The organism is Faecalibacterium prausnitzii, from assembly GCF_003287495.1.
GTDB classification, from domain to species: domain Bacteria; phylum Bacillota; class Clostridia; order Oscillospirales; family Ruminococcaceae; genus Faecalibacterium; species Faecalibacterium prausnitzii_I.
On sequence record NZ_PRLE01000003.1, the window covers coordinates 42,125 to 57,715 of the forward strand.

At 57.0% G+C, this 15,591-nt stretch carries 29 protein-coding genes; all 29 read right to left on the reverse strand.

The window, feature by feature from the left end; genetic code table 11:
* Positions 1-7: 7 nt before the first annotated feature.
* Positions 8-418, reverse strand: coding sequence for a 30S ribosomal protein S11 (gene rpsK, locus C4N22_RS06015; RefSeq protein WP_005934894.1), 411 nt, complete (start codon positions 416-418; stop codon positions 8-10).
* Between the two features lie 14 nt (positions 419-432).
* Positions 433-804 carry a 30S ribosomal protein S13 gene (rpsM, locus tag C4N22_RS06020; protein WP_005937976.1) on the reverse strand — a complete coding sequence of 124 codons (372 nt, stop codon included), beginning with the start codon at positions 802-804 and terminating at the stop codon, positions 433-435.
* A gap of 82 nt (positions 805-886) precedes the next feature.
* Positions 887-1,000 carry a 50S ribosomal protein L36 gene (gene rpmJ / locus C4N22_RS06025; protein WP_005921832.1) on the reverse strand — a complete coding sequence of 38 codons (114 nt, stop codon included), beginning with the start codon at positions 998-1,000 and terminating at the stop codon, positions 887-889.
* 35 nt (positions 1,001-1,035) lie between these two features.
* On the reverse strand, positions 1,036-1,287 hold the full coding sequence (gene infA, locus C4N22_RS06030; protein ID WP_112115459.1) for a translation initiation factor IF-1: 252 nt from the start codon (positions 1,285-1,287) through the stop codon (positions 1,036-1,038).
* A gap of 343 nt (positions 1,288-1,630) precedes the next feature.
* Complete coding sequence (map, locus tag C4N22_RS06035) at positions 1,631-2,422, reverse strand: type I methionyl aminopeptidase (protein ID WP_022256985.1); 792 nt, start codon at positions 2,420-2,422, stop codon at positions 1,631-1,633.
* A 2-nt stretch (positions 2,423-2,424) separates the two neighbouring features.
* Positions 2,425-3,057, reverse strand: coding sequence for an adenylate kinase (locus tag C4N22_RS06040; RefSeq protein WP_022256984.1), 633 nt, complete (start codon positions 3,055-3,057; stop codon positions 2,425-2,427).
* A gap of 137 nt (positions 3,058-3,194) precedes the next feature.
* Entirely contained in the window at positions 3,195-4,490 is a 1,296-nt protein-coding gene (secY, locus tag C4N22_RS06045) for a preprotein translocase subunit SecY (RefSeq protein ID WP_112148350.1), read from the reverse strand.
* A 1-nt stretch (position 4,491) separates the two neighbouring features.
* Positions 4,492-4,932 carry a 50S ribosomal protein L15 gene (rplO, locus tag C4N22_RS06050; protein ID WP_055190698.1) on the reverse strand — a complete coding sequence of 147 codons (441 nt, stop codon included), beginning with the start codon at positions 4,930-4,932 and terminating at the stop codon, positions 4,492-4,494.
* 20 nt (positions 4,933-4,952) lie between these two features.
* The gene (gene rpmD, locus C4N22_RS06055; RefSeq protein ID WP_112115463.1) at positions 4,953-5,138 is read right to left on the reverse strand and encodes a 50S ribosomal protein L30; all 186 of its coding nucleotides are present in this window, start codon (positions 5,136-5,138) and stop codon (positions 4,953-4,955) included.
* 14 nt (positions 5,139-5,152) lie between these two features.
* On the reverse strand, positions 5,153-5,653 hold the full coding sequence (rpsE, locus tag C4N22_RS06060) for a 30S ribosomal protein S5 (RefSeq protein WP_112115464.1): 501 nt from the start codon (positions 5,651-5,653) through the stop codon (positions 5,153-5,155).
* 19 nt (positions 5,654-5,672) lie between these two features.
* Positions 5,673-6,032 (reverse strand): 50S ribosomal protein L18, encoded by a 360-nt coding sequence (gene rplR, locus C4N22_RS06065; protein ID WP_112115465.1) that lies wholly within the window; start codon positions 6,030-6,032, stop codon positions 5,673-5,675.
* 18 nt (positions 6,033-6,050) lie between these two features.
* The gene (gene rplF, locus C4N22_RS06070; RefSeq protein ID WP_112115466.1) at positions 6,051-6,602 is read right to left on the reverse strand and encodes a 50S ribosomal protein L6; all 552 of its coding nucleotides are present in this window, start codon (positions 6,600-6,602) and stop codon (positions 6,051-6,053) included.
* Positions 6,603-6,619: 17 nt separating this feature from the next.
* On the reverse strand, positions 6,620-7,018 hold the full coding sequence (rpsH, locus tag C4N22_RS06075; protein WP_005934908.1) for a 30S ribosomal protein S8: 399 nt from the start codon (positions 7,016-7,018) through the stop codon (positions 6,620-6,622).
* A 108-nt stretch (positions 7,019-7,126) separates the two neighbouring features.
* A complete protein-coding gene (locus C4N22_RS06080) occupies positions 7,127-7,312 on the reverse strand; it encodes a type Z 30S ribosomal protein S14 (RefSeq protein ID WP_005921866.1) in 186 nt (61 codons plus the stop codon).
* Between the two features lie 17 nt (positions 7,313-7,329).
* Entirely contained in the window at positions 7,330-7,875 is a 546-nt protein-coding gene (gene rplE / locus C4N22_RS06085) for a 50S ribosomal protein L5 (protein WP_112115467.1), read from the reverse strand.
* A 17-nt stretch (positions 7,876-7,892) separates the two neighbouring features.
* A complete protein-coding gene (gene rplX / locus C4N22_RS06090) occupies positions 7,893-8,207 on the reverse strand; it encodes a 50S ribosomal protein L24 (protein WP_005934911.1) in 315 nt (104 codons plus the stop codon).
* Positions 8,208-8,220: 13 nt separating this feature from the next.
* Positions 8,221-8,589 carry a 50S ribosomal protein L14 gene (gene rplN, locus C4N22_RS06095; protein ID WP_005938014.1) on the reverse strand — a complete coding sequence of 123 codons (369 nt, stop codon included), beginning with the start codon at positions 8,587-8,589 and terminating at the stop codon, positions 8,221-8,223.
* A gap of 43 nt (positions 8,590-8,632) precedes the next feature.
* On the reverse strand, positions 8,633-8,890 hold the full coding sequence (gene rpsQ, locus C4N22_RS06100; protein WP_055190687.1) for a 30S ribosomal protein S17: 258 nt from the start codon (positions 8,888-8,890) through the stop codon (positions 8,633-8,635).
* A 12-nt stretch (positions 8,891-8,902) separates the two neighbouring features.
* The gene (gene rpmC / locus C4N22_RS06105) at positions 8,903-9,088 is read right to left on the reverse strand and encodes a 50S ribosomal protein L29 (RefSeq protein ID WP_005921879.1); all 186 of its coding nucleotides are present in this window, start codon (positions 9,086-9,088) and stop codon (positions 8,903-8,905) included.
* The gene (gene rplP / locus C4N22_RS06110; protein WP_005934913.1) at positions 9,078-9,518 is read right to left on the reverse strand and encodes a 50S ribosomal protein L16; all 441 of its coding nucleotides are present in this window, start codon (positions 9,516-9,518) and stop codon (positions 9,078-9,080) included. The genes rpmC and rplP overlap by 11 nt, the downstream gene beginning before the upstream one ends.
* The gene (rpsC, locus tag C4N22_RS06115; RefSeq protein WP_005938023.1) at positions 9,518-10,222 is read right to left on the reverse strand and encodes a 30S ribosomal protein S3; all 705 of its coding nucleotides are present in this window, start codon (positions 10,220-10,222) and stop codon (positions 9,518-9,520) included. The genes rplP and rpsC overlap by 1 nt, the downstream gene beginning before the upstream one ends.
* A 12-nt stretch (positions 10,223-10,234) precedes the next feature.
* The gene (rplV, locus tag C4N22_RS06120; RefSeq protein WP_005921882.1) at positions 10,235-10,570 is read right to left on the reverse strand and encodes a 50S ribosomal protein L22; all 336 of its coding nucleotides are present in this window, start codon (positions 10,568-10,570) and stop codon (positions 10,235-10,237) included.
* Positions 10,571-10,588: 18 nt separating this feature from the next.
* Entirely contained in the window at positions 10,589-10,855 is a 267-nt protein-coding gene (gene rpsS / locus C4N22_RS06125; RefSeq protein ID WP_005921883.1) for a 30S ribosomal protein S19, read from the reverse strand.
* Between the two features lie 17 nt (positions 10,856-10,872).
* Complete coding sequence (gene rplB / locus C4N22_RS06130) at positions 10,873-11,703, reverse strand: 50S ribosomal protein L2 (protein WP_112115468.1); 831 nt, start codon at positions 11,701-11,703, stop codon at positions 10,873-10,875.
* A 77-nt stretch (positions 11,704-11,780) separates the two neighbouring features.
* Positions 11,781-12,077 carry a 50S ribosomal protein L23 gene (rplW, locus tag C4N22_RS06135; protein ID WP_005934919.1) on the reverse strand — a complete coding sequence of 99 codons (297 nt, stop codon included), beginning with the start codon at positions 12,075-12,077 and terminating at the stop codon, positions 11,781-11,783.
* Positions 12,077-12,700: a 50S ribosomal protein L4 gene (rplD, locus tag C4N22_RS06140; RefSeq protein ID WP_005938033.1), complete on the reverse strand. Its 624-nt coding sequence runs from the start codon at positions 12,698-12,700 to the stop codon at positions 12,077-12,079. Before rplD ends, rplW begins: the two co-directional genes overlap by 1 nt.
* 14 nt (positions 12,701-12,714) lie before the next feature.
* The gene (gene rplC, locus C4N22_RS06145; RefSeq protein ID WP_097793123.1) at positions 12,715-13,347 is read right to left on the reverse strand and encodes a 50S ribosomal protein L3; all 633 of its coding nucleotides are present in this window, start codon (positions 13,345-13,347) and stop codon (positions 12,715-12,717) included.
* Between the two features lie 91 nt (positions 13,348-13,438).
* Complete coding sequence (gene rpsJ, locus C4N22_RS06150) at positions 13,439-13,750, reverse strand: 30S ribosomal protein S10 (RefSeq protein WP_005934923.1); 312 nt, start codon at positions 13,748-13,750, stop codon at positions 13,439-13,441.
* A 656-nt stretch (positions 13,751-14,406) separates the two neighbouring features.
* Complete coding sequence (locus C4N22_RS06155) at positions 14,407-15,588, reverse strand: hypothetical protein (RefSeq protein ID WP_112148351.1); 1,182 nt, start codon at positions 15,586-15,588, stop codon at positions 14,407-14,409.
* Positions 15,589-15,591 lie beyond the last annotated feature (3 nt).

Consider the following 15,591-nt stretch of genomic DNA (forward strand, 5'->3'; position numbering starts at 1 on the left):
CCTTCGATCAGACACGACGGCGCTTCGGGGGACGGCAGCCGTTGTGGGGGATAGGAGTCACGTCCTTGATCAGGGTGACTTCCAGGCCGGTAGCCTGCAGCGCGCGGATAGCGGACTCACGGCCAGCGCCGGGGCCCTTGACGTAGACTTCAACAGTCTTCATGCCATGCTCGATAGCAACCTTAGCTGCGGTCTCAGCAGCAGACTGGGCTGCAAACGGGGTGCTCTTGCGGCTGCCACGGAAGTTCAGGGAGCCAGAGGAGCACCAGGACACTGCATTACCCTGCAGGTCGGTGATGGTAACAACAGTATTGTTGAAGGTAGACTGGATATGAGCCTGACCAGCAGCAATGTTCTTGCGCTCTTTCCGCTTCATGCGGACATTTGCGCCCTTTTTGGCGTTATTTGCACTTGCCATTTCTCAAATCCTCCTTACTTCTTCTTGTTAGCGACAGTGCGCTTCGGGCCCTTGCAGGTACGTGCATTGGTCTTGGTGCGCTGGCCGCGGCAGGGCAGATTCTTGCGATGGCGAGTGCCACGGAAAGACTGGATCTCAACCAGGCGCTTGATGTCCAGAGCAACGTTGCGGCGCAGGTCGCCCTCAACGATGATGTTAGCCTGATCGATGTAGTCACGGATCTTAGCCTCTTCTTCCAGAGTCAGGTCCTTGACGCGGGTATCGGGGTTGATGCCAGTTGCTTCCAGGATCTTGTTCGCAGTGGTCTGACCGATACCGTAAACGTAGGTGAGACCCACCTGAACGCGCTTCTCGCGGGGCAGGTCAACGCCGGCAATACGTGCCATAGTAGTTTCCTCCAAAAATCATCCCATGTCCGTGTCGGGGTCTGCGCCGGGACTCTACGCACTTGACCCCCAGGCGCCCGAATTAGCCCTGGCGCTGCTTATGCTTGGGGTTCTGGCAAATGACCATCACGCGGCCTTTGCGGCGGATGACCTTGCACTTTTCGCAGATGGGTTTCACGGAAGGCTTGACCTTCATGATGTTGAACCTCCTTTTGGTTGATACCCTGGTGCTTATTTGGAGCGCCAGGTGATGCGGCCCTTTGAAAGATCATAGGGCGACATTTCGACGGTGACCTTGTCCCCGGGCAGGATTCGGATGAAATTGGTCCGGAGCTTGCCGGAGATGTGCGCTAAGAGGACGTGCCCACTGGGTGTGAGCTTCCCGGTGTTCTTATCCTCGCTCAACATTTCCACCTTGAAGATGGCGTTGGGCATGGCTTCACGCACGATGCCTTCGATTTCGATGACGTCTTCTTTAGACAAGCTATTTGCCTCCTCATTTGGATCTGCTCAGTTTGTCGTGTAGGGACGGACAGGCGGCGATGAAAGCCACATACTTCTTCTCCTGCGGCACAAAATCCGCAAAGTGGGCAGAAAATCCCTGTCCACCGAGAAAGCATCTGGCTGTCACGGCCATTTATAGATTATACACCTTTCGCCGCCATTTTGCAAGTACTTTTTTCCGTATTTCCGATAAAAATTTCCGCCTCGTTTCGGAGGCGGAAATTCCGGTTCCGTTTTGCGCGCTTGCACCGCGTAAAACAAATTTTTTCACAAAAACTTAGCAGATTTGCACAAAGTCAGACTCGTTTGCTGCCTGCAAAGCTTATTTCAAGGAGAACTTCTCCGGGTCGAAATCCGGATCATCCCAGAAACGGGTCATGATCTCGGTGTGGTCTTTCAGGATGGCGATGGAGTGCTCAAAGTGGGCAGCCAGGCCGCCGTCCTTGGTCTTGACCGTCCAGCCATCGCTCAGCTGCTTGATCTTGCAGTCATACTGGCAGATCATGGGCTCAATGGCAATGGTCATGCCCGGCACCAGACGCGGGCCGCGGCCTGCGTGGCCATAGTTGGGCACTTCGGGGTCCTCGTGCAGCTCACGGCCGGTGCCGTGGCCCACGAACTCCCGCACCACCGAGAAACCGGCGTCCTCGCAGTAGGTCTGGACAGCCTGGCCGATGTCGCCAATGCGGTTGCCCGCGATGGCCTGCTCGATGCCCTTATAAAGAGACGCCTTGGTCACATCCATCAGGCGCTGTGCTTCGAGATCGACCTTGCCCACCGCATAGGTGCAGGCATTGTCGCCGTTGAAGCCGTCGATCTTGGCGCCGGTGTCAATGCTGACGATGTCGCCCGGGCGAATGACCTGGTCGTGAGACGGGATACCATGAATAATGGTATCGTTCAGGCTGATGCAGGCCGTGCCAGGGAAGCCGTACAAGCCCTTGAAGTTGGGCTTGCCGCCGTGCTTGATGATAAAATCATAGATGATCTTATCCAGTTCCCAGGTGGTCATACCAGCCTCGATGTGCTCTCCGCCATATTTCAGGGCAGCCGCGCTCAGGGCGTTGGCCCGGCGCATTCCGTCCAGTTCTTTCGCATTCTTGATCTGAATCACTTTTATGCCTCCAAAGCCTTCATCACTTCTGCCGTGGTGGCCTCGATGGACGGGCTGAACGGGATGACCGCCAGCTTGTTGCGCTCCTTGTAGAATGCCACCAGCGGCTCGGTCTGCTCGTGATAGGCTTTCAGACGGTCGAGCACGGTGGCGGGCTCGTCATCCTTACGGGTGACCAGCTTGCCGCCGCAACAGTCGCACACGCCCTCCACTTTGCTCTTCTTGTTGATGATGTGGTAGCTTGCGCCGCACTTCTCGCAGACGCGGCGGCCGCCCATGCGCTCCACGATGACTTCATCGGCCACGGACAGCTCCACAGCCTTGTCGATCTGGATGCCCATTTTCTCAATGGCCTCTGCCTGTGCGATGGTGCGGGGCACACCGTCCAGGATAAAACCGTTTGCGCAGTCCGGCTGAGCCAGACGCTCTTTCAGGATGCCGATGATGACTTCATCGGGCACCAGAGCACCGGCGTCCATAAAACTCTTGGCTTTCAGGCCCATCTCGGTGCCATCCTTGACAGCAGCGCGGAGGATATTGCCCGTGCTGATGGAGGGGATGTTCAGCTTTGCGCAGAGGATCTCGGCCTGCGTGCCCTTACCGGCGCCGGGAGCGCCCAACAGAATCAGATTCATAGGATTTCTCCTTTCCTTGGTTCAAGGATATGTTGTTTGAGCCAACTAACGGTTCACCAAAGCAAAAAAGCACTGAAAAGTCCGAGCGTACTCTCCTTTCCAGTGCTTTCTCACATCAGTGCTTTAATTGTTTGGGATCAGCCCAGGAAGCCCTTGTGGTTGCGCATCGTCATAAAGCTGTCGAGGCTGCGGGTGGTGTCAAGCGCCACACCAACCACGATCAGCAGGCTGGTACCGCCCAGCTGGATGCTCATACCGGTCAGGTTGCCCAGAATGATCGGCAGTACAGCCACCGCAGCCAGGAAGATCGCGCCCAGGAGGGTGATCTTGTTCAGGGTGCGGGTGATGAAATCGCTGGTCGGCTTGCCGGGACGGAAGCCGGGGATCGAGCCGTTGTTGCGGCGCAGATTGTTGGCGATCTCAACGGGGTTGTACTGGATGGCCACATAGAAGTAGTTAAAGGCCAGGATCAGCAGCAGGTAGATGACGACGTACAGCAGCGACGTGTAGTTAAAGGTATGGAAAAATGCATACCAGAACGGATGCGCTGCCTGGTCGATCTGCAAAAAGCTGCCGATCGTGCCCGGGATCGAGACCAGAGCGGAAGCGAAGATGATCGGCATGACACCGCTCATGTTCAGCTTCAGCGGCAGGTAGCTGTTCTGCCCGCCCATCTGCTTGCGGCCCACCACGCGCTTGGCGTACTGGATGGTGATACGGCGCTCAGCGTTCGTCATAATGACAATGAACACGATCACGACCAGTGCCAGAACGACCAGCAGGGGCAGCAGAATGTAGAACTGGGTCTCACCAGCGGCGGCGCGGGTCAGCAGACCGGCAACCGTCGTGTACAGGGAAGACCAGTTGGAAACGATCGAAGAGAAGATCAGGAGGGACAGGCCATTGCCAATGCCCTTGTCATCGATCTGCTCGCCGCACCAGGTGATCAGCTGAGCACCCGCGGTGAACGTTGCAATGATGACCACGGCGGTAAAGATACCGGCCGTGCCGCTCGTATACTTCAGTGCGCCCATATTGCGGATCACGAAATAGTAGCCAATGCTCATCACCAGACCGATGATGCCGCCGGCGTACCGGGTGATCTGCTGCAGCTTGGTCTGTCCGTCGGGTTCCTTTGCCAGGTTCTCCAGCGAGGGGATTGCAACGGTCAGCAGCTGCACAATGATGGAGGCGTTGATATAGGGTGTCACACCTAACGCGAAGAGCGTGCACCGGGACAGCGCACCGCCGCTCATCATATCCAGATAAGCGAGCATGTTGCCGTTGGAGAACATCTGCGTCAGTGCAGAGCTCGTGATAAACGGCACCGGAATCGCACTGCCCAGACGATACACCACGAGGATCGCCAGCGTGAACAGGAGACGATTTTTAAGCTCGGGGATCTTCCATGCGTTACGGAATGTCTGGAACACCTTACATCACCTCAGCCTTTCCGCCTGCCTTCTCGATTTTCTCTTTGGCAGAAGCGGAATAGGCTGCGGCTTTCACGGTCAGAGCCTTGGTCAGCTCGCCGTTGCCCAGGACCTTAACGCCGTCCAGGGTCTTCTTGACCAGACCCTTTGCCTTCAGAGCCTCGGTGTCAACGACAGCGCCAGCCTCGAAAGCTGCCTCCAGGTCCGCCACGTTAACAATGGCGTACTGGGTAGCAAAGATGTTGTTAAAGCCAACCTTCGGCAGGCGGCGTGCCAGAGGCATCTGGCCGCCCTCGAAACCAGCGTGCTTCACGCCGGAACGGGCCTTCTGGCCCTTGCTGCCGAAACCGGCAGTCTTGCCATTGCCGGAGCCAATGCCGCGGCCCTTACGGGTCACAGCCTTGTTTGCGCCGGGAATCGCGTGCAGTTCATGAAGTTTCATTATGCGTATACCCCCTGCTATTAGGCTTCGGTGACGCTGAGCAGGAAGCCGATCTTCTTGATCTTGCCCTGCGTAGCGGCATTGTCAGGCTGAACGGTAACGTCGCCCGGCTTCTTCAGGCCCAGGGCCTCAGCGGTAGCGATCTGCTTGTCGCCGCGGCCGATCAGGCTCTTCTTCAGCTCGATCTTGAGCATCTTATCTGCCATGGTTTGTTACCTCCTTAACCCAGAATTTCTTTCACGGTCTTGCCGCGCTTCTCAGCGACGGACTCCGCGCTGACCAGGCCGCACAGACCTGCGAAGGTAGCAGAAACAACGTTGATGGGGTTGTTGGAACGCATAGACTTCGCACGGATGTCCTTGATGCCAGCAGCCTCAATGACGGCACGCACCGGGCCGCCGGCGATCATGCCGGTACCGGGAGCAGCCGGCTTGAGCAGAACAGCGCCTGCGCCGTACTTGCCGACGATCTCGTGGGGGATGGTGGTGCCCTTCATGGCAACCTTGTGCATATTCTTCTTGGCAGCAGCCTCACCCTTGCGGATTGCCTCAGGCACTTCGCCGGACTTGCCGATGCCGTAGCCGATGTTGCCCTTGCCGTCGCCCACAACGACCAGAGCGGCAAACTTCATGATGCGGCCGCCCTTGACCGTCTTGGAAACGCGGTTGATGGAGACAACCTTGGTGATCATGCCGTCGTCTTCACGGTTTCTCATAGCCATAATGTGTTTCCTCCTCTCATTACAGCTTCAGGCCGCCCTCACGGGCGCCCTCAGCCAGGGCCTTAACACGGCCATGATAAACGTAACCGCCACGGTCGAACACGACCTCGGTGATGCCCTTTTCCAGAGCCTTTGCTGCGATCTTCTTGCCGATCTCAGCAGCGGCCTCGACGTTGCCGCCGAAACCGTTGAAGTCCTTGTCCATAGTGGAAGCCGACACCAGAGTCACGCCCTGCTCATCATCGATGATCTGAGCGTAAATGTGCTTGGCGGAGCGGAAAACATCCAGGCGAGGACGTGCTGCGGTGCCGCTGATCTTGTTACGAACGCGGCGATGACGACGAAGACGAGCTTCGTTCTTGTCGATCTGCTTAACCATTGTCTTTCACTCCTTACCTTATTTCTTGCCCTTGCCGGCCTTGCCTTCTTTGTGCTTGACAACCTCGCCCTCGTAGCGGATGCCCTTGCCCTTGTACGGCTCAGGCGGCTTCTTGGCGCGGATCTCGGCGGCGTACTGGCCAACCTTCTGCTTGTCAATACCGGTAACAGTGAAGTGGTTGGGATCCTGCCACACAATGGTGCAATCCTCGGTATCGGGGATGTTCACCTGGTGGGAGAAGCCCAGGTTCATAACCAGGTTGGAGCCCTGCTTCTGGCAGCGCAGGCCAACACCCACGATCTCCAGCTTCTTCTCGTAACCGTTCACAACACCGTTGACCATGTTCGCGATGTTGGTACGGGTCAGGCCGTGCAGGCTGCGGGCCTGGGGTTCGTCATTGGGGCGGGTAACCAAAACCTCATTGCCCTCGACCTTAACGGTCATCAGGGGATGATAGTTGGAATTCAGGCTGCCCTTGGGGCCCTTGACGGCGACGGTATGTGCTGCCTCATCGACAGTGACAGTAACGCCGGCAGGAATGACGATGGGTTTTCTTCCAATTCTCGACATTGTCTTTTACCCCTTTCTTACCACACAAAGGCCAGGACCTCGCCGCCAACGTGCGCAGCACGAGCAGCCTTATCGGTCATGATGCCCTTAGAGGTGGAAATGATTGCGGTGCCCAGGCCCTTCATGACCTTCGGCATATCCTCGCAGTTGGTGTAGATGCGCAGGCCGGGCTTGGACACGCGGCGCAGACCAGCGATAACGGGCTCGCCGTTTGCCTGGTACTTCAGGGTGACAACGATGGTGCCCTGGACGGTGTCGTTCTTCACCTGCATGCCCTTGATGTAGCCCTCGTCAACCAGAATCTGGCAGATAGCCTTCTTCATGTTGGAAGCGGGGATCTCCACAGAAGGGTGTTTGGCAGTGCTAGCGTTGCGGATGCGAGTCAGCAGGTCCGCGATAGGATCAGTAATCTGCATTTGCCACTAACCTCCTTAGATTAGCTCTCATTTGTTTTATAATGATACCGCCCCGAAACACGTTTGCCCGGGGCGGATATCCGACAGTTTATCCAGCCTCTGGTTTAATTACCAGGAAGCCTTCTTGACGCCCGGGATCTCGCCCTTGTAGGCCAGCTCACGGAAGCACACACGGCACACGCCGTACTTGCGCAGCACGGAGTGGGGGCGGCCGCAGATGCGGCAGCGGGTGTATGCGCGGGTAGAGAACTTAGCAGGACGAGACTGCTTCAGCTTCATAGACAGTTTAGCCATTGTACAAATCTCCTCCCTTAGTTGTTCTCTGCAAACGGAGCGCCCAGAGCTTTCAGCAGCTCCTTGCCCTCTTCGTCAGTCTTGGCAGTGGTGACAAAGCAGACATCCATGCCGCGGACTGCATCGACCTTATCGAAGTCGATCTCAGGGAAGATGATCTGCTCCTTGATGCCGCAGGCAAAGTTGCCACGGCCATCGAAGCCATTGCCGTTGATGCCGCGGAAGTCGCGGACACGGGGCAGAGCCACGTTGAAGAAGCGATCGACGAACTCATACATACGCTCACCGCGCAGGGTGACCTTGCAGCCGATGGGAGTGCCCTGGCGCAGCTTAAAGTTAGCAACGCTCTTCTTGGCACGGCAGACGACTGCCTTCTGGCCAGTGATCTGGCCCAGATCCTTCATGACAGCTTCCAGGATCTTCTCGTTGTCCTTGGCTTCGCCGCAGGCAACGTTGATGACGACCTTGTCCAGCTTGGGGATCTGCATAACGCTCTTGTAACCGAACTTCTTGTTCAGAGCAGGAGCAATTTCATTGACATACTGTTCTTTCAAACGAGCCATTGTTCCTTACTCCTTTCTTACAGCTCAGCGCCGCACTTCTTGCAGACGCGGACCATCTTGCCGTCTTTCTCGACGTGGCCCACGCGCACAGCCTTGCCGCACTTGGGGCAGATGGGCATGACCTTGGATGCGTACATCGCACCCTCAGCCTTGACGATGCCGCCCTGCTCGCCCTGACGGCGGGGCTTGACGTGCTTGGTAACCATGTTCTGGCCCTCAACGATGACCTTGTTCTCAGAGGGGCTGACCTGCAGGACCTTACCAGTGTGGCCCTTGTCCTTGCCGCTGATGATCATAACGTTGTCGCCGGTTTTAACATGAAGATTATTCATTTTTAAAACCTCCTTACAGCGATTCCGGAGCCAGGCTCAGGATCTTGGTGTAGCCGGCATCGCGCAGCTCGCGAGCAACGGGTCCAAAGATACGGGTACCCTTGGGGCTCTTGTCGGCCATAACGATAACGGCGGCGTTCTCATCGAAACGGATGTAGGAACCGTCGTCACGGCGGACGCCATGCTTGCTGCGCACGATGACAGCCTTGACGACGTCGCCCTTCTTAACGGAGCCGCCGGGGGCTGCTTTCTTGACAGAGCAGACCACGACGTCACCAATGTTTGCGTATCTCTTGCGGGTGCCGCCCAGCACGCGGAAGCACATCAGCTCCTTGGCACCGGTGTTGTCGGCAACTTTGAGATAAGTTTGCATCTGAACCATTTCAGATATCTCCTTTCAAACTGTTCAAAGCAGCGGGCAAAGATTACTTTGCCTTCTCAACGATACGGACCAGGCGCCAGCGCACATCCTTGCTCAGGGGGCGGCACTCCATGATCTCAACACGGTCACCGATGCCGCACTCGTTCTTCTCATCACGAGCCTTGAACTTGGCGGTACGCTTCAGGATCTTCTTGTACAGGGGGTGCTGCACGCTATCCTTAACGGCAACCACGATGGTCTTATCCATCTTGTCGGACACGACGACGCCGACGCGGGTCTTTCTCAGATTACGTTCTTCCATCGTTTAACCTCCTTACTGCTTCTCAGCCAGAACGGTCATCACGCGTGCGATGTCCTTCTTGACTGCTTCGATGCGGCCGGGGTTCTCCAGCTGGTTGATGGCATGCTGGAAACGCAGGTTAAACAGCTCGGCCTTCAGGTCTGCCAGCTTGCTGGTCAGCTCTGCGGTCTGCATTTCGCGGAGTTCATTAGCCTTCATTGGTGCCATCCTCCTTCACGGAGTCCTCACGGACTGCAAATTTGCACTTGATGGGCAGCTTGTGCATAGCCAGGCGCAGTGCCTCACGAGCAGTTGCCTCATCGACATCTGCCAGCTCGAACAGAACGCGGCCGGGCTTCACGACTGCAACCCAGTACTCGGGAGAGCCTTTACCGGAACCCATTCGGGTCTCAGCGGGCTTCTCAGTAACAGGCTTATCGGGGAAGATCTTGATCCACACCTTGCCGCCACGCTTGATGTAACGAGTCATGGCAACACGAGCAGCCTCGATCTGGGTGGAAGAGATCCATGCCGGCTCCAGGGCAACAAGGCCGTACTGGCCCTGGCACACCACGTTGCCGCGGGTAGCCTTGCCGGTCATGCGGCCGCGCTGGACGCGGCGGTACTTAACACGCTTAGGCAGTAACATTACTTGTTGCCTCCTTCCTTCTTCTGAGCGGTCTTAGCGCTCTTGAGGACCTCGCCCTTGTAGACCCACACCTTAACGCCGATGCGGCCGTAGGTGGTAGCAGCCTCTGCAAAGCCGTAGTCAATGTCAGCACGCAGGGTCTGCAGGGGGATGGTGCCCTCATGATAGCTCTCAGTACGAGCGATATCAGCGCCGCCCAGACGGCCGGAGCACATTGCCTTGATGCCCTTAGCGGGAACGGTTGCACGATCGCGGGGGCTCATAGCATTGCGCATGCACTGCTTCATAGCGCGGCGGAAAGTGACGCGGTTCTCCAGCTGACGAGCGATATCCTCAGCAACCAGCTGAGCGTTGGTAGCAGCGCTCTTGACCTCGATGACGTTGACGATCACGGTCTTGCCATACTCTTTGGTCAGCTTGTTCTGCAGAGCAACGCGCTCTTCGCCGCCCTTACCGATCACCATACCGGGCTTTGCGCAGTAGATGTTGACGGTCACGCGGGGAGCGGAAGTGGAAGGATCCACAGTGCGCTCGATCTCGATCTTGGGGACGCCAGCGTCCTTCAGCTGAGCTTTCAGCTCAGTGCGGATCTTGTGATCCTCGACGAGGTTATCGCTGAAATCCTTCTTGGAGGCAAACCAGCGGCTGTCCCAGTCTTTAATAACGCCGACACGAATGCCGTGCGGATTTACTTTCTGGCCCATTGTTTTCCCTCCTTACTCTTTCTCTTTCAGAACAACGGTCATGTGGCTGGTGCGCTTCAGGATGCGGTAGCCGCGGCCCTGTGCACGAGGCATCATGCGCTTCAGCGTCGGGCCGGGGCAGACGTAGCACTCGGCGACGTAGAGGTTGTTCTTGTCCATATTGAAGTTGTTTTCCGCATTTGCGGCTGCAGACTTCACCAGCTTCAGAAGGGGCTCACAAGCTGCCTTCGGGGTGTACTGCAGGATTGCCAGCGCTTCGTCCAGGGGCTTGTTACGGATCAGGTCCATAACGATAGACACCTTACGGGGACTAATGCGGGCATAACGAAGAATTGCCCGAGCTTCCATGTTGTGTTCCTCCCTCTATTACTTAGAATTACCGGTGTGGCCCTTAAAGGTACGGGTGGGAACGAACTCACCCAGCTTGTGGCCAACCATGTCCTCAGTCACATACACAGGCACATGCTTGCGGCCGTCGTGGACGGCAAAGGTGTGACCAACGAATTCGGGGAAGATCGTGGAGGCACGGCTCCAGGTCTTGATGACCTGCTTCTTGCCGGAAGCGTTCATCGCTTCAACGTGCTTCATAAGAGCAGCCTGGACGAAAGGTCCTTTTTTAATGCTTCTACCCATTGTCTTAAACTCCTCTCTTACTTACCTGCACGCTTCACGATCAGCTTATCGGAGCGCTTATGATGCTTGCGAGTCTTGAGACCCAGAGCGGGCTTGCCCCAGGGAGTCATAGGACCGGAGTGGCCAACAGGTGCGCGGCCCTCGCCACCGCCGTGGGGGTGGTCGCAGGGGTTCATAACGGTACCACGGCTGCCGGGACGGACGCCCATGTGGCGCTTACGGCCAGCCTTGCCCAGGTTGACGTTCTCGTGGTCGATGTTGGAAACCTGGCCGACGACTGCGGTGCAGTTCAAGGGCACGTTGCGCATCTCGCCGGAGGGCAGACGAACCAGAGCGTAACCATTCTCCTTTGCCATCAGCTGAGCCATGTTGCCAGCGGAACGAACCAGCTGAGCGCCGCGGCCGGGATACAGCTCGATGTTGTGGATGATGGTACCGACGGGGATGTTCTCAAAGGGCAGGCAGTTGCCGGGCTTGATGTCGGCAGTCTTGCTGCTCAGAACCACGTCGCCGACCTTCAGGCCATCGGGAGCAATGATGTAGCTCTTGACGCCATCGGTGTACTCGACCAGAGCGATGAACGCGCTGCGGTTCGGATCGTACTCCAGGGTCTTGACGGTAGCGGGCATATCGGTCTTCTGACGCTTGAAGTCGATGACACGATACTTGGTGCGGTTGCCGCCGCCCTGGTGGCGGACGGTGATGCGGCCGGTGTTATTGCGGCCGCTGTGCTTCTTCATAGGCTCCAGCAGGCTGCGCTCGGGAGCGACCTTGGACAGGACGCTGTAGTCCGTGACGGTCATGCCGCGGCGGCCCGGGGTAGTGGGGCCATACTTTTTGATAGCCATTGTGCTATTCTCCTTTGTTATCTTATGAATTATTATCGGGGTCATATCCCCATAGAGGAACCCTCGGCGGGTTCAGCTTAGACCATGCTGTTGAAGAACTCGATTTCCTTGGAGTCCTTGGTCAGGGTCACGATTGCCTTCTTGGAAGCGGCAGTGTAACCAGCATGCATGCCCTGGCGGCGGAAGCGGCCACGCACGGAAATGGTGTTGACCTTTGCGACCTTAGCGCCGGGGAACAGGGTCTCGACAGCCTGAGCGATCTCGACCTTGGTAGCGTCGGTAGCGACCTTGAAGGTGTACTTCTTGTCGGCGATGCCAGCCATGGAGTTCTCGGTAATGACCGGCTTCAGGATGATATCATGTGCGGTTTTCATTAGCCAAGCACCTCCTCGAGCTTCTTAGCTGCGTCAACGCTGATGATCAGCTTGTCGGCGTTCAGCACATCGTAGGTGTTCACGCTGCCAGCAAAGGTGGTCTTCACACCGGCAATGTTGCCAGCGCTCTTGACGAACTTTGCATCGACAGTCTCATTGACCAGCAGGTTCTTCTTGCCGGCGCCAACAGCGTTCAGCATTGCAACCACGGTCTTGGTCTTGTACTCGTCGCAAGCAAACTTATCAACAACCACCATGTTGCCGTTGGCAGCCTTGTCGGACAGAACGCTCAGCAGAGCCAGGCGCTTGACCTTGTTGTTGATGTGGTAGTTGTAGCTGCGGGGCTTGGGGCCCAGAGCAACGCCGCCGTGAGTCCACTGCGGTGCACGGATGGAACCCTGACGAGCGTGGCCGGTGCCCTTCTGACGCCAGGGCTTCTTGCCGCCGCCGGAAACTTCCATGCGGATCTTGGTGTTCTGGGTGCCCTGACGCTGGTTGGCCAGGAAGTTCACCACAGCAATGTGGACAGCCTTCTCGTTCGGGGTGATACCGAACACGGCGTCGGAAAGCTCGATCTCGCTAACATGCTGACCGTTCATATCGACTACATTAAACTTTGCCATTGTAGCTTTCCTCCTTACGCCTTCACGCTGTTAGCCAGGGTGACGATGGTGCCCTTGGTACCGGGGACCGCACCCTTGACAGCGATCAGATTGTTCTCGGTGTCAACCTTGACAACGGTCAGGTTCTGCACGGTGACGCGCACAAAGCCCATGTGGCCGGGCAGGCGCTTGCCGGGGAACACGCGAGACGGGGTAGAAGTGGAGCCGTTAGAACCGGCATGCCGTGCAACGGGGCCGGTGCCGTGGCTCTCGCGCAGACGGTGCTGACCGTAGCGCTTGATAACGCCCTGGTAGCCTTTGCCCTTGGAGACGCCCACAACATCAACCTTGTCGCCTGCTGCGAAGACATCAGCCTTCAGCACGTCGCCAACGTTCATTGCGGAGACATCCTCCAGACGGAACTCACGCAGGGTCTTCTTGGGGGCAACGTTTGCCTTCTTGAAGTGGCCTGCAGCTGCCTTGTTGACCTTCTTGGCGGAAACCTCGCCGAAGCCCAGCTGAACAGCCTGGTAGCCATCGCTCTCGACGGTCTTCTTCTGCACGACAGTGCAGGGACCAGCCTCGATGACGGTCACGGGAACGACCTTGCCGTTCTCGTCGAACAGCTGAGTCATACCGACTTTCTTGCCGATAATGCCTTTAACCATTTTCTTTTCCTCCTGTAAAGGTTATTGGTTGGCGGCGCACGTCACCGCCAACATGACCCCTCGGGAAACGAGGGCATCGATGGATCAGATGTTACAGTTTGATCTCGATGTCCACGCCAGCGGGGAGCTGGAGGCTCATCAGAGCCTCAACCGTCTTGTTGGACGGCTTCAGAATGTCGATCAGACGCTTATGAGTGCGGCTCTCGAACTGCTCGCGGCTATCCTTGTACTTGTGGGTAGCGCGCAGAACGGTGACGATCTCACGGTCGGTGGGCAGGGGGATGGGGCCGGACACGCGGGCACCAGTGTGCTTTGCGGTCTCCACGATCTTCTCTGCTGCGGCATCGATCAGCTGAGCATCATAGCTCTGCAGACGGATTCTGATTTTCTCTTTGACTGCCATTGCTTACGCCTCCTGAAAAAATTGATTTTGCCCTAGGCGAGCCGATAAATTGCTCTACACAGTTCCGGGTGTTCCTCGACTTGGCACTAGAAAAACCGGTGAACCGCTTGGCAGTTCTCCCGGAAACATCTATAGCAAATCAAATCCGAACATTGGTTCCGCCGTTTCGCAGGAGAGTAACTTTCCTGCCGGGGAACGTATTCCATCGCTGTCAGTAATTTTTTCGCCCGGTTCTAAGATCGGACATACTCCGCGGAAATAACCCATCACGACTATTGCCGGATGACAACCTCCCGCATCTACGCATATCGCTGGCCTGCACGACTTGTATCGCACAAGCCCTTTGCAGCCGAGAGATATTTTATCACATCTGCGTGCAATTGGCAAGTGTTTTTTCAAAAAAACACGAATTTTCTTTTTTATTTTCTCCGCACGATGTTTGGACGCATTTTCTGTGCAGAATGCACAATCTCCGTCGCTCTTTTTCAGTGGAAAACCCCGCCGCGTTTTAGGATGGCTCTGCCCGGCCTGTTTTATGCCTTTCTATATAAAAAAGCCGTCCTCCGCTGAGGGCAGCGGGGAACAGCTTTCCGTGCACTCCCCTGTAAGGGCCGTGCATTCCTATGATCTGGGAGGATCGTTCAAAGGCAGATGCCTTACAGGGTCAATTCTACGCCCGTCCGGTAAAGGGTGTCCGGGTCTTTCTCTTCTTTCACAACATCCGTTACTTTGATCTGTGCCACGTTGACCGCCACAGCCGCTGCTGCGGCTTCCTGTGCCGCGGTGCACCGCACGATGGCGCAGCAGTTCAGGCGCAGCTTCGCCACGATCTCTTCCGGCGTCAGCGTCTTGTCCAGCGTGACCACCGCGCAGTTGGCACAGGTAACACCTGCGGGGTCCAGCTCCAGCAGCTCCGGCTTGATGTTCAGCAGGGGCTTGTTCCGTACCACATGGCCGGTCAGCATCTGCAGGTCTTCATATTCTACATCCGGGATGGCGTAAAACACGTCTTCCAGCGCAGCGGGCAGGCTCACATCCCCGCTGGCGTGCAGGTATTCCACCTGCCCCAGCACCTCAGCGGCATCATCGGAGATGTTCACATCTCCCATGACGTAGATTTTGGAGCCATAGCGGCGGAACGTTTTGGGGGTCAGCTCAAAATCATCGTCCACCACAGCCGTTCCCTCCGGCAGAACGATGAGTTCCGTGTTTTCCGTAAAGAGCGGGGCCAGCGTCTCAGTAAACTGCTCCAGCAGGATGGCTTTGGGGGCCGCAAATCGGACGCCCTTGGCAGCCAGGGCGGCTACGTCCAGTTTGGGGTCTACCGCCACGAACTGCTTTTCGGTCCAGTAGAGCCGTGCCTGTGCCCGGAGCAGGAAGCTGCGGTCCAGCTTGACCGTGCCTTTCAGCACCACCGCCTCATCCGGGTAGACCGCCAGTTTTCCGTTGATGGTGCACTTCTCGGTCACAAGGCCCGCCAGTCCGGCCGGGCAGAGGACTTTCCCGTTGACGATGATCTTCCCGTAAGCCCGCAGGGTGTCCCCCGCGTCGGCCGCAATGTTCGCCTTTCCGTTGACGATCAGGACGCTTTTTCCCTCCGGCTTGTGGGAAGCGGTCAGCTCTGTCTTGCCATTGACCATATTCACCTTGGCATCGTCATCATAGCACTGGACGCTGGTCGCATCCAGCTCCACCGGATACTTTGCCAGCAGAGCTTCCGTCCTGGGGCTGGTCATGGCCAGCGCGGCATGTATTTGAATATGCTCGTAGCTTGCCAGCGTTTCCTCCGAAACATGGCGCAGGTCGATCACAACGGCTTTCACATTCAGTTTCTTCATCGT

Excerpts from the sequence above, each read along its gene's own strand:
- rpsK (WP_005934894.1), bottom strand. The coding sequence starts at position 418 with ATGGCAAGTGCAAATAACGCCAAAAAGGGCGCAAATGTCCGCATGAAG.
- rpsM (WP_005937976.1), bottom strand. The coding sequence starts at position 804 with ATGGCACGTATTGCCGGCGTTGACCTGCCCCGCGAGAAGCGCGTTCAG.
- rpmJ (WP_005921832.1), bottom strand. The coding sequence starts at position 1,000 with ATGAAGGTCAAGCCTTCCGTGAAACCCATCTGCGAAAAGTGCAAGGTC.
- C4N22_RS06040 (WP_022256984.1), bottom strand. The coding sequence starts at position 3,057 with ATGAATCTGATTCTGTTGGGCGCTCCCGGCGCCGGTAAGGGCACGCAG.
- rplO (WP_055190698.1), bottom strand. The coding sequence starts at position 4,932 with ATGAAACTTCATGAACTGCACGCGATTCCCGGCGCAAACAAGGCTGTG.
- rpmD (WP_112115463.1), bottom strand. The coding sequence starts at position 5,138 with ATGGCAGATAAGATGCTCAAGATCGAGCTGAAGAAGAGCCTGATCGGC.
- rpsE (WP_112115464.1), bottom strand. The coding sequence starts at position 5,653 with ATGGCTATGAGAAACCGTGAAGACGACGGCATGATCACCAAGGTTGTC.
- rplR (WP_112115465.1), bottom strand. The coding sequence starts at position 6,032 with ATGGTTAAGCAGATCGACAAGAACGAAGCTCGTCTTCGTCGTCATCGC.
- rplF (WP_112115466.1), bottom strand. The coding sequence starts at position 6,602 with ATGTCGAGAATTGGAAGAAAACCCATCGTCATTCCTGCCGGCGTTACT.
- rpsH (WP_005934908.1), bottom strand. The coding sequence starts at position 7,018 with ATGCAGATTACTGATCCTATCGCGGACCTGCTGACTCGCATCCGCAAC.
- C4N22_RS06080 (WP_005921866.1), bottom strand. The coding sequence starts at position 7,312 with ATGGCTAAACTGTCTATGAAGCTGAAGCAGTCTCGTCCTGCTAAGTTC.
- rplE (WP_112115467.1), bottom strand. The coding sequence starts at position 7,875 with ATGGCTCGTTTGAAAGAACAGTATGTCAATGAAATTGCTCCTGCTCTG.
- rplX (WP_005934911.1), bottom strand. The coding sequence starts at position 8,207 with ATGAATAATCTTCATGTTAAAACCGGCGACAACGTTATGATCATCAGC.
- rplN (WP_005938014.1), bottom strand. The coding sequence starts at position 8,589 with ATGGTTCAGATGCAAACTTATCTCAAAGTTGCCGACAACACCGGTGCC.
- rpsQ (WP_055190687.1), bottom strand. The coding sequence starts at position 8,890 with ATGGAAGAACGTAATCTGAGAAAGACCCGCGTCGGCGTCGTCGTGTCC.
- rpmC (WP_005921879.1), bottom strand. The coding sequence starts at position 9,088 with ATGAAGGCTAATGAACTCCGCGAAATGCAGACCGCAGAGCTGACCAGC.
- rplP (WP_005934913.1), bottom strand. The coding sequence starts at position 9,518 with ATGTTACTGCCTAAGCGTGTTAAGTACCGCCGCGTCCAGCGCGGCCGC.
- rpsC (WP_005938023.1), bottom strand. The coding sequence starts at position 10,222 with ATGGGCCAGAAAGTAAATCCGCACGGCATTCGTGTCGGCGTTATTAAA.
- rplV (WP_005921882.1), bottom strand. The coding sequence starts at position 10,570 with ATGGAAGCTCGGGCAATTCTTCGTTATGCCCGCATTAGTCCCCGTAAG.
- rpsS (WP_005921883.1), bottom strand. The coding sequence starts at position 10,855 with ATGGGTAGAAGCATTAAAAAAGGACCTTTCGTCCAGGCTGCTCTTATG.
- rplB (WP_112115468.1), bottom strand. The coding sequence starts at position 11,703 with ATGGCTATCAAAAAGTATGGCCCCACTACCCCGGGCCGCCGCGGCATG.
- rplW (WP_005934919.1), bottom strand. The coding sequence starts at position 12,077 with ATGAAAACCGCACATGATATCATCCTGAAGCCGGTCATTACCGAGAAC.
- rplD (WP_005938033.1), bottom strand. The coding sequence starts at position 12,700 with ATGGCAAAGTTTAATGTAGTCGATATGAACGGTCAGCATGTTAGCGAG.
- rplC (WP_097793123.1), bottom strand. The coding sequence starts at position 13,347 with ATGGTTAAAGGCATTATCGGCAAGAAAGTCGGTATGACTCAGCTGTTC.
- rpsJ (WP_005934923.1), bottom strand. The coding sequence starts at position 13,750 with ATGGCAGTCAAAGAGAAAATCAGAATCCGTCTGCAGAGCTATGATGCT.
- C4N22_RS06155 (WP_112148351.1), bottom strand. The coding sequence starts at position 15,588 with ATGAAGAAACTGAATGTGAAAGCCGTTGTGATCGACCTGCGCCATGTT.